Annotated in this window: 11 protein-coding genes; 2 read left to right on the forward strand and 9 right to left on the reverse strand. The window is 66.5% G+C overall.

The genetic code is table 11. The features are described from left to right. Positions 1–51: 51 nt before the first annotated feature. On the reverse strand, positions 52–984 hold the full coding sequence (locus VJ693_RS12220; RefSeq protein WP_324154474.1) for a hypothetical protein: 933 nt from the start codon (positions 982–984) through the stop codon (positions 52–54). Between the two features lie 206 nt (positions 985–1,190). Here VJ693_RS12220 and VJ693_RS12225 point away from each other — a divergent pair, with 206 nt between their 5' ends. Further along, positions 1,191–2,597: an FAD-binding oxidoreductase gene (locus tag VJ693_RS12225; RefSeq protein ID WP_324154476.1), complete on the forward strand. Its 1,407-nt coding sequence runs from the start codon at positions 1,191–1,193 to the stop codon at positions 2,595–2,597. Positions 2,598–2,602: 5 nt separating this feature from the next. Here VJ693_RS12225 and VJ693_RS12230 read toward each other — a convergent pair whose 3' ends face one another. The 5 genes from VJ693_RS12230 to VJ693_RS12250 all read right to left on the reverse strand — a co-directional run bounded on the left by VJ693_RS12230 (position 2,603) and on the right by VJ693_RS12250 (position 9,384). Next, positions 2,603–4,174 carry a SpoVR family protein gene (locus VJ693_RS12230; RefSeq protein ID WP_414652271.1) on the reverse strand — a complete coding sequence of 524 codons (1,572 nt, stop codon included), beginning with the start codon at positions 4,172–4,174 and terminating at the stop codon, positions 2,603–2,605. A 44-nt stretch (positions 4,175–4,218) separates the two neighbouring features. Then, the gene (locus tag VJ693_RS12235; RefSeq protein WP_324154477.1) at positions 4,219–5,502 is read right to left on the reverse strand and encodes a YeaH/YhbH family protein; all 1,284 of its coding nucleotides are present in this window, start codon (positions 5,500–5,502) and stop codon (positions 4,219–4,221) included. Positions 5,503–5,540: 38 nt separating this feature from the next. Then, on the reverse strand, positions 5,541–7,463 hold the full coding sequence (locus VJ693_RS12240; protein WP_324154479.1) for a PrkA family serine protein kinase: 1,923 nt from the start codon (positions 7,461–7,463) through the stop codon (positions 5,541–5,543). Between the two features lie 394 nt (positions 7,464–7,857). Beyond that, positions 7,858–8,784 (reverse strand): ParB/RepB/Spo0J family partition protein, encoded by a 927-nt coding sequence (locus VJ693_RS12245; RefSeq protein ID WP_324154481.1) that lies wholly within the window; start codon positions 8,782–8,784, stop codon positions 7,858–7,860. Between the two features lie 21 nt (positions 8,785–8,805). After that, positions 8,806–9,384 carry an RBBP9/YdeN family alpha/beta hydrolase gene (locus VJ693_RS12250; RefSeq protein WP_324154482.1) on the reverse strand — a complete coding sequence of 193 codons (579 nt, stop codon included), beginning with the start codon at positions 9,382–9,384 and terminating at the stop codon, positions 8,806–8,808. A gap of 87 nt (positions 9,385–9,471) precedes the next feature. Between VJ693_RS12250 and argC the strand changes: the two genes are divergently transcribed. Beyond that, positions 9,472–10,413 carry an N-acetyl-gamma-glutamyl-phosphate reductase gene (gene argC / locus VJ693_RS12255; protein ID WP_324154484.1) on the forward strand — a complete coding sequence of 314 codons (942 nt, stop codon included), beginning with the start codon at positions 9,472–9,474 and terminating at the stop codon, positions 10,411–10,413. 22 nt (positions 10,414–10,435) lie between these two features. Here the strand turns inward: argC and VJ693_RS12260 are convergent, their stop codons facing one another. The 3 genes from VJ693_RS12260 to rsmG form a co-directional block, all read right to left on the reverse strand. Beyond that, entirely contained in the window at positions 10,436–12,007 is a 1,572-nt protein-coding gene (locus VJ693_RS12260; RefSeq protein WP_324154486.1) for a S41 family peptidase, read from the reverse strand. A gap of 111 nt (positions 12,008–12,118) precedes the next feature. After that, on the reverse strand, positions 12,119–12,904 hold the full coding sequence (locus VJ693_RS12265; RefSeq protein WP_324154488.1) for an AAA family ATPase: 786 nt from the start codon (positions 12,902–12,904) through the stop codon (positions 12,119–12,121). Between the two features lie 133 nt (positions 12,905–13,037). After that, a partial coding sequence (rsmG, locus tag VJ693_RS12270; RefSeq protein ID WP_324154490.1) for a 16S rRNA (guanine(527)-N(7))-methyltransferase RsmG occupies positions 13,038–13,490 on the reverse strand: 453 nt, incomplete at its 5' end.

Here is a 13,490-nt window from a genome sequence, read left to right on the forward strand (position 1 = left end):
AATGCGCCGCTGGCTGTATGGCTTCACCCGGCGCGGCCGCCGGGCGCGAGTTCACTCGGTGATCGTGATCACCGGGTTGTCGATGAACGCGCTGAGGTCGGTGTCCCAGGAGTAGTAGGTTCGCCCGTTGCCGGATTGGTCGTACACCTCCATGTAGTACGGCGTGTAGGCCCCCAGCGACTGCCACTCATAGATGTGGGAGCCCAACGTCAAGATGGCTGATGTCTGGCCGCGTACCGAGGTCGAACCGCTCATGTAGAAGCAATCGAAACCCTCCACGTGGCAATACTGGATGTAGGCCGACCGCACGCCAGCAACACCGTCATCAACTGCATTGAGTTGAACACCGACGCGGGCAGGGTTTCCGGGCAGCATGCCGCCCGGAGGCGTCGAGCGCGAGACACTCGGGGTCAGATTGACACCGCCGGCAACCAGCGATGGCGTCGCCACATCACCTGCAGCGTTGTATACGGTGAAGGTCGTGTGCCCCAGCGCAGCCAGCATCGATTCGTCGTAGTACGACGAATTGCTGTTGGCGTCTTGCACCGTGACCGACGTAATGCGCCAGGTACCGTTCTCGGTGGCTCCGGACATGTCCACGCCGATCTGCAGTTCATTGCGCTTCGATTCGAAGTCGGCCGACCAATCCATGGTGGCGTACTGACCCGAAGGGCTTTGCAGGGCAACCGAGACGTACCTCAGGCCGGCCAGGTTGTCGGCAATGACCAGTGACACCACGGCCTGGGCGTACTTCAGACTCGCGTTGACCTTGCCCCCCACATGGACGCCCTTCAGCACGGGGGCCTTGATGTCGTAGTTGTATTGCGGCGTGATGGCGCGCTTACCCGCCTGGGCCTTTGCGAGCGACGCCTGCTGCTTCGGGCTCAGCTTGGACAGGTCAACGGTGGTGCCCGCCTGGGCGAAGCCGGCCACAGCCAGCGCAGCGCCGGCCACCAGGGCCAGGCGAATGGATTGCGAACGCATGTTCAGATCTCTCCGGTTAGAGATGCAATGGGATCGAAGTTGTGTGCGCCCGGCCTCCCATTTCACCGGTCTCGAGCGCCGAGCGTTTTTATCCGAAGGGCGGCGCACGGTCGCCAACGAATTGATGAGTTCTCACGGCGGGTTAACCCGGAGCAAACGAAAGCCATGCCGCACGCGCCACGAAGCGATAGGAAGAAAATCCGCCCATGAACGCCCCTGCCGACCTGCCGCCGCCCCGCCCCCTTCCTGCCGCGATGCGCGACGCCCTCGCCGCCCGCTTCGGCGTCCGCCTGTCCACGGCGCTGGCCGTGCGTGAGCAGCATGGCCGTGACGAATCGCCGTTCGACGTGCCGCCGCCCGACGCCGTGGTCTTCGCGGAGACGACCGAGGAGGTGGCCTTCGTCGTCGGCCTGGCCGCCGAGCACGGCGTGCCGGTGATCCCGTTCGGCGTGGGCTCCTCGCTCGAGGGTCATCTGCTGGCCGTGCAAGGCGGCGTGAGCATCGACCTGACGCGGATGAACAAGGTGCTGCGCGTCAATGCGGAGGACCTCACCGTCACCGTCGAGGCCGGTGTCACCCGCGAGCAGCTCAACCGCGAGATCCGCGACACCGGCCTGTTCTTCCCGATCGACCCGGGCGCCAACGCGACGATCGGCGGCATGGCCGCCACGCGCGCGTCAGGCACGAACGCGGTGCGCTACGGCACGATGCGCGAGAACGTGCTGGGTCTGACGGTCGTCACCGCCTCGGGCGAGGTGCTGCACACCGGCACGCGGGCCCGCAAATCCAGCGCCGGCTATGACCTGACGCGCCTGTTCGTCGGCAGCGAGGGGACGCTGGGGGTGATGACCGAGGTCACGCTGAAGCTGTTCCCCTTGCCACAGGCGGTGTCGGCGGCGGTGTGCCACTTTCCCGATGTGGCCAGCGCCGTCAACACGACGATCCAGATCATCCAGATGGGCGTGCCGATTGCGCGCTGCGAGTTGCTGGACGCGAACGCGGTGCGTGCGGTGAACCGCGCCGAGAAGATGACGCTGGCCGAGTCACCGATGCTGCTGATGGAGTTCCACGGCAGCGAGGCCAGCGTGAAGGAGCAGGCCGAGACGGTGCAGGAGATCGCCGCCGAGTTCGGCGGCCAGGCCTTCGAGTGGGCGACCACGCCAGAGGCCCGCACGCGGCTGTGGACGGCGCGCCACCGCGCCTACTTGTCCGGCCTCCAGATGAAACCGGGCTGCCGCGCGGTCACGACCGACGCCTGCGTGCCGATCTCGCGCTTGGCCGAGGCCATCGTCGAATCGGTGGCCGAGGTGGATGCCTCCGGCTTGCCCTACTTCATCGTCGGCCACGTCGGCGACGGCAACTTCCACATCGCCTATCTCATTGACCCGAACGTGCCCGCCGAACGCGAGTTGGCCGAGTCGCTGAACAGCCAGCTCGTCGCCCGCGCGCTGCGCCTGGAGGGCACCTGCACCGGCGAACACGGCGTGGGCCTGCACAAGCAGGGTTTCCTGCTCGACGAGGCCGGCGCCGGCGCCGTGGCGATGATGCGCGAGATCAAGCGGGCCCTGGACCCGCGCAGCATCATGAACCCGGGGAAGATCTTCGCGGCGTAGAGGCCTCAATCATGCGGTGCTGGCACACTCCAGCGCCGCGTCACGTCGCCCTTGCCGTTGACGCTTTCCAGCTGCACGCCGAAGCCCCACAGCCGGGCGACGTGCTTGAGCACCTCGTGCGCGCCCTCGTCCAGCGGGCGGTCGTTGTGCTGGGTGTGGCGCAGCGTCAGCGAGCGGTCGCCGCGCAGGTTGACGTTCCAGACCTGGATGTTGGGTTCGCGCGCGCCGAGGTCGTATTGCCTCGACAGCGCTTCGCGCACGCGGCGGTAACCACTGTCGTCGTGGATGGCACTGACCTCGAGTTCGCTGTCGGTCTCGTCGTCGGTGATCTCGAAGAAGCGGAAGTCGCGAATCAGCTTCGGGCTCAGGAACTGGCCGACGAAGCTCTCGTCCTTGTAGTTGCGCATCGCCTGGTCGAGCGTCGGCAGCCAGGGTTTGCCGGCGATGTCGGGGAACCAGGCGCGGTCTTCATCGGTGGGGTGTTCGCAGATGCGCTTGATGTCGGTGTACATCGCGAAGCCCAGCGCATACGGGTTGATGCCGGAGTAACCGCGGTCGCCCACCTTGGGCTGGTAGACCACGTTGGTGTGCGACTTCAGCCACTCGATCATCACGCCGTCGGTCAGGAAGCCGTCGTCGTACATCGTGTTGAGGATCTTGTGGTGCCAGAAGGTCGCCCAGCCCTCGTTCATCACTTGCGTCTGGCGCTGGGGGTAGAAGTACTGCGCGATCTTGCGCACGATGCGCACGACCTCGCGCTGCCAGGGCTCCAGCAGCGGCGCGTTCTTCTCGATGAAGTACAGCAGGTTCTCTTCCGGGTCTTCCGGGAAGCGCCTGGCCTGCTGGGCCTCCTCGGCCTTGTCGGGCTGCCGGGGCAGCGTGCGCCACAGGTCGTTGACCTGCGTCTGCGCGTACTGCTCGCGGTCCTTGCGCATCGCCAACTCTTCGGCGAGCGATTTCTTGCTGGGCCGGCGGTAGCGGTCGACCCCGTGGTTCTGCAGCGCGTGGCAGGAATCGAGGAATTCCTCGACCGTCTCCACGCCGAAGCGTTCTTCACATTCGGCGATGTAGTTCTTCGCGTAGACGAGGTAGTCGATGATCGACCCCGCATCGGTCCACATGCGGAACAGGTAGTTGCCCTTGAAGAAGCTGTTGTGGCCGTAGGCGGCATGCGCGATCACCAGCGCCTGCATCGCCATCGTGTTCTCCTCCATCAGGTAGGCGATGCAGGGGTTCGAATTGATGACGATCTCGTAGGCCAGGCCCATGTGGCCGCGGCGGTAGTTCTTCTCGGTGGAAATGAACTCCTTGCCGTAACTCCAGTGCCTGTAGTTCACCGGCATGCCCACGCTGGCGTAGGCGTCCATCATCTGCTCGGCGGTGATGATCTCGAGCTGGTTCGGGTAGGTGTCCAGGCCGAAGCGGCGCGCGGTCGTCTTGATGATGTCGTGGTACTGCTCGATCAGCTCGAACGACCAATCGCTCGGGTCGGGCAGCGCATGTTCAGGGCGAGGCGGCGGCGGCAGCGGGCCGTCGAGCGCCAGGCGGGGCTTGCGGCGGTCGCCGGCAAGCGGAATCTTCGAAGGGTTGTGCACGAAACGTCGGTCCTGGGAAAACTCGGTCACTTCGGTGCTCCTTCCTTCTTGAAGAGGTCACGAAACACCGGATAGATCTGGTCGGCCGAGACGGCCTTGCGCATCGCAAAGTGCTTGTTCGTCTCGGTGATGCGCGCGTATTCCTCCCACAGGTTCTGCTCTTCTTCGGCGACCTGCACGTAGGCGTAGTAGCGGCAGGCCGGCAGCAGTTTCTCGACCAGCAGCTCGCGGCAGCGGCCGGAGTCGTGGTGCCAGTTGTCGCCATCGCTGGCCTGGGCGCCGTAGATGTTCCACTCGCCGGGGTTGTAGCGGGCCTTGATGATCTCGTGCATCAGCTCCAGCGCACTCGACACCACCGTGCCTCCCGTCTCGCGGGCGTGGAAGAAATCTTCCTCGCTCACCTCCTGCGCCTGCGTGTGGTGGCGGATGAAGACGAGGTCGATCTTCTCGTAGTGCTTGGTCAGGAACAGGTACAGGATGATGAAGAAACGCTTGGCCAGGTCCTTGCGCGCCTCGTCCATCGAGCCCGAGACGTCCATCAGGCAGAACATCACCGCCTTCGAGCTCGGCACCGGCACGCGCACGCGGTTGCGAAACCGCAGGTCGATCGGGTCGAGGAAGGGGATGCCGGCCAGCTTGCCGCGCAACTCGATGATGCGTTTCTCGGCCTCGGCCAGCTCCTTCAGCGCAACGGGATCATCGGCATGGTGGCGCTTGATCTCGGCCACGCGCGCCTCGAGCGCATGCAGCTCACGCCGCGCATCGCCGCCGATCGCGATGCGGCGGCTCAGCGCCCCGCGCATCGAGCGCACGATGTGCAGGTTGTTCGGCGTGCCGTCGCTCGAGTAGCCGGCGCGGTGCGTCTTCCACTCGGGCACGTCGGCCAACTGGGTCTTCACCAGGTGCGGTAGCGCCAGGTCCTCGAAGAAGACCTGCATGAACTCTTCCTTGGTCAGCGCGAAGGTGAAGTCGTCTTCGCCCTCGCCCGAGTCGCTGGCCTGGCCCTTGCCGCTGCCCTGCCCGCCACCGCCCTTGGGCCGCTCGATGCGGTCGCCGGTGATGTATTCCTTGTTGCCGGGGTGGACCATCTCGCGCTTGCCACCCTGGCCGTGGTGGAAGATCGGCTCGGAGATGTCCTTCTTAGGGATGCGCACCTCCTCGCCGCGCTCGAGGTCGCGGATGCCGCGGCCATCGACCGCGCGCTTGACCGCCTCGCGGATCTTCTCCTTGTAGCGGCGCAGGAACCGCTCGCGGTTGCCGATCGACTTGTTCTTGCCGGCCAGCCTGCGGTCGATAATCTGCTGAAGCATCGCGCTCGTCCTTCTTCAAGTGTGCGAAGGATTCGTGCTCAAGAAGATTTCCGAACGCGCAGGTACCACTCGCACAGCAGCCGCACCTGCTTGGCGGTGTAGCCCTTCTGCACCATGCGATCCACGAAGTCCTCGTGCTTCTTCGCCTCGTCGGCGCTGGCCTTGGCGTTGAAGCTGATGACCGGCAGCAGCTCTTCGGTGTTCGAGAACATCTTCTTCTCGATCACCGAACGCAGCTTCTCGTAGCTGGTCCAGGCGGGGTTCTTGCCAGCGTTGTTGGCCCTGGCGCGCAGCACGAAGTTGACGATCTCGTTGCGGAAGTCCTTCGGGTTGGCGATTCCGGCCGGCTTCTCGATCTTCTCGAGCTCGGCGTTCAGGCTCGCGCGGTCGAAGACCTCGCCGGTGTCGGTGTCGCGGTACTCCTGATCCTGGATCCAGTAGTCGGCGTAGGTGACGTAGCGGTCGAAGATGTTCTGGCCGTACTCGCTGTAGCTCTCGAGGTAAGCGGTCTGGATCTCCTTGCCGATGAACTCGGCATAGCGCGGCGCCAGCTGCTCCTTGATGAAGCCGATGTACTTTTGCTCGAGCTCGGCCGGGAACTGCTCGCGCTCGATCTGCTGCTCGAGCACGTACATCAGGTGCACCGGGTTGGCGGCCACCTCCTGGCTGTCGAAGTTGAAGACCTTGGACAGGATCTTGTAGGCGAAGCGGGTCGAGATGCCGCTCATGCCTTCGTCCATGCCGGCGTAGTCGCGGTACTCCTGGTAGCTCTTGGCGCGCGGGTCGGTGTCCTTCAGGTTCTCGCCGTCGTAGACCTGCATCTTCGAGAACAGCGATGAGTTCTCGGGCTCCTTCAGCCGCGTGAGGATCGCGAACTGGCTCATCATCTTCAGCGTGCCCGGGGCGCACTTGGCCTCGGCCAGCGACGAGTTGCGGATCAGCTTCTCGTAGATCTTGATCTCTTCCGAGACACGCAGGCAATAAGGCACCTTGACGATGTAGACCCGGTCGAGGAAGGCCTCGTTGTTCTTGTTGTTGCGGAAGGCCTTCCACTCGCTCTCGTTCGAGTGCGCGAGGATGATGCCGTCGAAGGGGATCGCCCCGAAGCCTTCGGTGCCCTTGAAGTTGCCTTCCTGCGTCGCCGTCAGCAGCGGGTGAAGCACCTTGATCGGCGCCTTGAACATCTCCACGAATTCCATCAGGCCCTGGTTGGCCAGACACAGGCCGCCGGAGTAGCTGTAGGCATCCGGGTCGTCCTGCGCGTAGGTCTCGAGCTTGCGGATGTCGACCTTGCCGACCAGGCTCGAGATGTCCTGGTTGTTCTCGTCGCCCGGCTCGGTCTTGGTGACACCGATCTGCTTGAGCACGCTGGGGTGCCGCTTGACGACCTTGAACTGGCGGATGTCGCCACCGAACTCTTCCAGCCGCTTCACCGCCCACGGGCTCATGATGCGGTTCAGGTAACGCCGCGGAATGCCGTATTCGCTTTCGAGCAGCGGGCCGTCTTCTTCGGCATTGAACAGGCCGAGCGGCGACTCGTTCACCGGCGACCCCTTGATCGCGTAGAACGGCACCAGCTCCATCAGCTGCTTCAGCCGCTCGGCGATCGAGCTCTTGCCGCCGCCCACCGGGCCCAGCAGATAGAGGATCTGCTTCTTTTCCTCAAGGCCCTGCGCCGCGTGCCGGAAGTAGGACACGACCTGCTCGATCGAATCCTCCATGCCGTAGAACTCGGCAAAGGCGGGGTAGATCTTGATGACCTTGTTCGCAAACAGGCGCGACAGGCGCTGATCGTTGCGCGTGTCGACCATCTGCGGCTCGCCGATGGCTTTGAGCATGCGCTCAGCAGCCGTGGCATAGGCCAGCGGATTGCGCTTGCACTCGGCCAGGTAATCCGCGAGGGACAACTCCTCTTCGCGGGTGCGCTCGTAGCGGGCGGCGAAGCTGCTCATCACGTCCATGCAAGACCTCCTGTGGATGTCAGGGCGGCGCTGCGCAGGGTCTCCCTCCGGCGCGGCGTCTGGGAAGTTCTGATGGCGTCCCGGCTGTACGGACCCGGGCGTCATCAGAGCTTTCCGGTCTTCAGGTCTTGAAACGCAGCGGACTGCGTCTACGGTGACAAGCTTGGGCTTTTCTCCTGGCTGCGATTCAGCAATAAGCGGGCCATGCACCCGCCAGATCGAGCGATCCGTCATCGCGCCGATGCGGCGGTGAATCGGTTATATCTCGTTTCGTGCCGGCGTGGGGAGAGGGCGATGTCTTCGCGCCGCAACGCCGTGGCGCGCTGCACGCAAAGCAGGCCCTGGCGGCGCGGTGTCAGCGCGGCGCAAGCGGGCCGCGCAAAGACTCAGCGGCTCAGCGGTCGCGCGCGCCGAGCTTGTCGAGCAGGCCCGACAGTTCATCGAGCGAGCCGAAGCGGATCGCGATCTCGCCCTGCTCGCCACGCTTGGTCTTGCGCTGCACGCGGATCTCGACATCGGCCGTCAGCGCGTCGGCCAACTGCTCTTCGAGCCGCACGATGTCGCGTGACTTCTCCTGCGCCACACGCAGCAGCGGCGTCTGGCGGCCCGGGTTCAGCGCCTTGTTGGCGAGCTTCTCGGCATCGCGCACCGAGAGTTTCTTCGCGACGATCTCGTTGGCCGAGAGGATCTGCTGCGCATTGCCCAGCGGCAGCAGTGCGCGCGCATGACCCATGTCAAGGTCGCCGGCCATCAACATCTGCTGCACCGGTGCTGCCAGGTTCAGCAGCCGCAGCAGGTTGCTCGCGGCACTGCGCGAGCGGCCCACGGCCTGTGCCGCCTGCTCGTGCGTCAATCCGAATTCGTCGACCAGGCGCTTCAGGCCCTGTGCCTCTTCGAGCGGGTTCAGGTCCTCGCGCTGGATATTCTCGATCAGCGCCATCACGGCAGCCGCTTCGTCCGGCACCGGCTTGACGAGCACCGGCACCTCGTCCAGCCCGGCCAGTTTGGCGGCACGGAAGCGCCGTTCGCCGGCGATGATCTCGTAGCGCGCCGCCCCGGTGGCGCCCTCGCCTGGTGCGCTCACCGGCCGCACCAGGATGGGCTGCATCACGCCCTGGCTCTTGATGCTCTCCGCCAGTTCGAACAGCGAGCCCTCGTCCATCCGCGTGCGCGGCTGGTATTTGCCCGCCTGGAGTTGCCCCAGTTTCAGAACACTGGGTGCGCCACCGGCGGTATCAGCGGCCAGCGGCGTGTCGCTGACCTTGGGGCCGAGCAGCGCCTCCAGGCCCATGCCCAGGCCCTTGGGTTTTTTCGTTGCCATCGGTGGATTGTCGCCGGGCCGCTAGGCGAGCGGCAGCCTGTGCAGGTGCGCTTCGTCGACGAATGCCGCCAGCAGCCGGCGCCCTTCGGGCCAGGCGCCCAGGCCCGACTCTGCGTTGACATGGCCCCGCGGGCCCAGCGACAGCGTCGTCGTGGCTCCCCAATCCTGCGCCAAGGCGCGGGCCGACGCAGGCGTGCCGAACGGATCGTCGTCGCTGTAGACCAACGTGCTTCGAAACGGCAAAGGAGAGCGTACCACCGGCCGCCAGCCATGCAATTGCGGCGGCGTGTCGCCCCGCTCGAGATCCGGCGGCGCCACCAGCAGCGTGCCGCGCACGCGGGCGACGTGGCGCGAGTGCACCGCCCAGGCCGCGACCAGATGGCAGCCCAGGCTGTGCGCGGCGAGCAGCGCGGGCCGGTCGTCCTCGAGCAGGACTTCGTCGAGTCGCGCCATCCAGTCGCCACGGCGCGGCCAGACCCAATCGGCCTGCTGGACCCGGGAGTCGCCGTGTCGCGCCTCCCACAGCGTCTGCCAATGGCCCGGGCCGGAGTCGAGCCAGCCGGGCAGCAGCAGAACACGCGGGGTGATGGGTTCGGTCATGGGGGTGCTTGCCGTATGCTTCAGGGATTCCCCGAATTCTGCGGCCTGGGCCCTGCCCGGCTGGCCCCGCTTCACAAGGACACGCCCATGACCACCCGCGTTTTCGTCGACGGCCAGGAAGGCACGACCGGCCTGCGCATTCACGAGTATCTGGCGCGGCGCGGCGACATCGAGGTGCTGAAGATCGATGCCGACAAGCGCAAGGATGCGGCCGAGCGCGCCCGCCTGCTGAATGCGGCCGACGTGGCTTTCCTGTGCCTGCCCGACGCGGCGTCGCGCGAGGCGGCGGCGATGGTCACCAACCCGCGCACCTGCCTGATCGACGCCAGCACCGCGCACCGCACCGCCCCGGGTTGGGCCTTCGGCCTGCCCGAGCTGGCGCCCGGGCAGCGCGAGCTGCTGCGCCAGGCCAAGCGCATCTCCAACCCGGGCTGTCACGCGAGCGCCTTCATCCTGCTGCTGAGGCCGCTGGTCGACGCCGGCCTGGTGCCTGCCGAAACGCCCGTCACCGCCACCTCGATCACCGGCTACTCAGGTGGCGGCAAGAAGATGATCGACCAGTACCAGGCCGGCGGTGACGCGGCGTTGCAGGCGCCGCGGCCCTACGGCCTGGCGCTGTCGCACAAGCACCTGCCGGAAATGAAGGCCCACACGGGCCTGGCCACGGCGCCGGTTTTCATGCCGATCGTGGCCAATTTCTACAAGGGTCTGGCTGTAAGTGTGCCCTTGCATCTTTCAATGCTGCCGGGCATCACGACGGGCGCGCAGCTGCATGATGCGCTGTCGGCGCGTTACGCGCAGGAGCGCTTCGTGCGCGTGATGCCGCTGTCGGACCCGGCCACGCTGGAGGGCGGCTTCTTCGACGTGCAGGCCTGCAACGACACCAATCGGGTCGACCTGTTCGTTTTTGCCAACGAGCGTCAGGCGATCCTGCTGGCCCGGCTCGACAACCTCGGCAAGGGGGCGAGCGGCGCGGCGGTGCAGGCGATGAACGTGCACCTGGGCAAGGAAGAAGGGCTCGGCCTGTAGGCCGAGCCCTGCCCCGCAGGCGTCAGCGCCGCGGCAGCACGATCCGGCTCTCGCGGTGGGGGCCGCGCAGCAGGCGGGGTGCCGCGTGCGGACCTGCGGCGAGCAGCGAGCGCCGGGCAGCCTGGGCGGCCGACAGATCGCAGGCGTCGTTCTGCAGGTTGTAGATCGCCGCGTTCAACATGCCCTCGTCTGCATCGCCCAAGGCGTGGACGAAATCGTCGCTGGCGGGGCACGTGGCCGGGAAGCCGTCGGAATAGTCGCTGAAGCCGACCTGGTTCTCGCCCTTGAACTCGATCGGGAAATACGAGATGCCGCAGTTGTCCTTGGCCGTGAAGCCATAGGGCTTGCCGCAGGTCGTGCCGCCGATCAGTCGCACGTCGATGCCCACGCCACGCAAGCCATTGACGATGGCCTCGCTCGCCGAGCAGGTGGAGGCGCTGGTGATCACGCTGACGCGCGACAGGTTCAGCGTCGGCAGCGGCTGCTGGCTCGTGCAGTCGAAGTTGGTGTCGAGGAGGCACGACACGCTGTAGAACGGCGTGGTGTTGTTCTCGGCGGTGCGCTTGCTGTTGTAGACCAGGCGTTCGAAGGCCTTGCCGCTGGTCGGCGTGGGGCCGGCGATCATGTAGGCCAACTCGCTGGCCAGGTAGAGGTAGCCGCCGCCGTTGTAGCGCAGGTCCAGCACCAGCTCCTGGGCCGACTGGGCCTTCAGGTAGTTGACCGCCTCGATCAGCTTGGCCTCCGAGCTGGCGATGTGGTCGGTGAAGACGATGTAGCCATAGCGGACGCCGCCATTGTCGAACACCGTGCGCGTCGGGACCGGATCCTTGATGACGTCCGCACTGACCAGCGTCTGCGTCGGCAGGCTGCTGCCGCCGCGGCTGAATACGAACTGGTGCGACCGGCCGGCGTCCGCGGGGAACAGCGCCGCGTTGAGCGTGCTGATGCCGGAGTCGGAGGTGCTGTCGGCGCCAGTGCCGTCGGCGCTGATCAGCACGTCCCCACGCTGCAGGCCCGCAGCCGCCGCTGGCGAACCGACCTCGACGGTGGCAATGCGGATGCCGCGCGGAACGGTGTCCCAGGAGTTCGCATACCACTCGATGCCGTAGCTGGCCGACGAGCCGGAGCTGGCCAGGTCGTTCCAGGCGCGGGTCGGATAGGTGAAGCTGAAGCGGTCCTTGTACGCGCCCGAGGCCGTGCGTGCCGGCGTGAGCAGTGCCCTGAAATAGTTGCGCAGCGAGCCGTAGACATCGGCCGTGTTGCTGAACGAAGCGGCTTGGGCGTCAACGCTGGGGATCTCGCCGAACCAGAGGTACGCATCGCCCATGTAGCTGCGCAGCCAGACCTTTTCGCTGGTCAGCGAGCCGGTCGTCGTGGGCGCCGTCGCGTCGGCGACGTACGGGTTGGTCGGTGCGCAGACCTGGGCGCCGTCAGTGGCGGACGATCCGCCTCCCCCACCACCGCCGCAGCCGACCAACAGGCCGGCGGCCAGGGCGGCCGAAACGAGCCCGCGAACGGTGGCGGGGAACGTGGCGGCTGATGGGCGCCCGATGGCGGGCGTGGTGATGCCGGCGGCGGCAAGGCGTCGATTCAAGGGACCTCCCAAGGTGCGTTTTGTTGAACGCCGGCATTGTGCCGGGCGCTGCCGGCACGGGCGATCAGCAAGTGTGCAGAAGTCGCGGCGCAGCGGCGCCTGTAGGTGGCGTCAAGCGGGCGCGGCGGCCGCGGCCCCGACCCGCGCGACCATCTCGCGCGCGAACTCGACGAATGCCTGCGCGCCCTTGGCGGCCGGGTCGAACACCACGCCCGGCAGCCCATAGCTCGGCGCCTCGGCCAGGCGCACGTTGCGCGGGATCACGGTGTTGAACACCTTGTCGCCGAAGTGTGCCTTCAGCTGGTCGCTCACCTGGGTCTGCAGCGTGATGCGCGGGTCGAACATCACCCGCAGCAGGCCGATGAGCTGCAGGTCCCGGTTCAGGTTGGCGTGGACCTGCTTGATCGTGTTGACCAGGTCGGTCAGGCCCTCGAGCGCGAAATACTCGCACTGCATCGGCACGATCACGCCATGCGCGCTGCACAAGCCATTGAGCGTCAGCAGGCTCAGGCTCGGCGGGCAGTCGATCAGCACGAAGTCGTAGTCGGCCTCGGCGGCTTTCAGCGCGCGGCGCAGGCGCTCGTTGCGGTGCTCCAGCCCGACCAGCTCGACCTCGGCGCCGGCCAGCTCGCGGTTCGCGCCGAGCACGTCATAGCCGCCCGGCTCGGAGCGCACACGCGCCTCGGCGACGCTGGCGCTTTCCAGCAGGACGTCGTAGACCGTCGATTCGAGCTTGCGCTTGTCGACGCCCGAGCCCATCGTCGCATTGCCCTGCGGGTCGAGATCGACCAGCAACACGCGCTGGCCCACGCGCGCCAGACCGGCGGCCAGGTTGACGCAGGTGGTCGTCTTGCCGACGCCGCCTTTCTGGTTCGCAATGCAGAAGATGCGGGACATGCGGGGGATTGTCGCTTGAGAACCTGCGGCCGCTGCTGTGGCCTGCGGTGCGCCTGTGGACAAAGCTGTGGGCAGGCCGTGGATGGGGCGGGGAAATGGGGTGGACAGGCGGTGGATGGTGAGCCGCCCGCCGTCAGCCCGGCCGCATCCAGACCAGGCAGCGTGTGGCGTCCAGCCCAGGCACGGTCAGTGGTTCCACGTGAAACACCGCCACATCCTTCGGCACCGCAGCACGCTCGTCGTCGCTCAGCTTGGCCTTCATGGCGACCCAGCACCCCCCGGCAGCCAGCCGCTCGCGGGTCAGGGCGACGAAGTCGGCCAGCGTGGCGAAAGCACGTGAGGTGATCAGATCGAACGGCGGCTCACTCATCGCCTCGACGCGCTGGTGGCTCGCCTGCAGGTTCGGCAGGCCCAGCTCGGCAGCCACCTGCCGAATGAAGCTCGCCTTCTTGGCCACCGCATCGACGCAGGTGACGTGCCAGTCGGGTTGGCAGATGGCCAGCACGACACCCGGCAGGCCGGCGCCACTGCCGACATCCAGCACCCGCTGCGGCGGTACGCCGCCCTGCCCCGCCCTCGCCGCCAA

The organism is Ideonella sp., assembly GCF_035254525.1.
In the GTDB taxonomy this organism is placed as follows: Bacteria; Pseudomonadota; Gammaproteobacteria; order Burkholderiales; family Burkholderiaceae_C; genus Ideonella.

What these genes read in the sequence shown, in the direction of transcription:
- VJ693_RS12250 (WP_324154482.1), bottom strand. Translation starts at nt 9,384, where the DNA reads ATGACCGAACCCATCACCCCGCGTGTTCTGCTGCTGCCCGGCTGGCTC.
- VJ693_RS12240 (WP_324154479.1), bottom strand. Translation starts at nt 7,463, where the DNA reads ATGGACGTGATGAGCAGCTTCGCCGCCCGCTACGAGCGCACCCGCGAA.
- VJ693_RS12265 (WP_324154488.1), bottom strand. Translation starts at nt 12,904, where the DNA reads ATGTCCCGCATCTTCTGCATTGCGAACCAGAAAGGCGGCGTCGGCAAG.
- VJ693_RS12245 (WP_324154481.1), bottom strand. Translation starts at nt 8,784, where the DNA reads ATGGCAACGAAAAAACCCAAGGGCCTGGGCATGGGCCTGGAGGCGCTG.
- VJ693_RS12225 (WP_324154476.1), top strand. Translation starts at nt 1,191, where the DNA reads ATGAACGCCCCTGCCGACCTGCCGCCGCCCCGCCCCCTTCCTGCCGCG.
- argC (WP_324154484.1), top strand. Translation starts at nt 9,472, where the DNA reads ATGACCACCCGCGTTTTCGTCGACGGCCAGGAAGGCACGACCGGCCTG.
- VJ693_RS12220 (WP_324154474.1), bottom strand. Translation starts at nt 984, where the DNA reads ATGCGTTCGCAATCCATTCGCCTGGCCCTGGTGGCCGGCGCTGCGCTG.
- VJ693_RS12235 (WP_324154477.1), bottom strand. Translation starts at nt 5,502, where the DNA reads ATGCTTCAGCAGATTATCGACCGCAGGCTGGCCGGCAAGAACAAGTCG.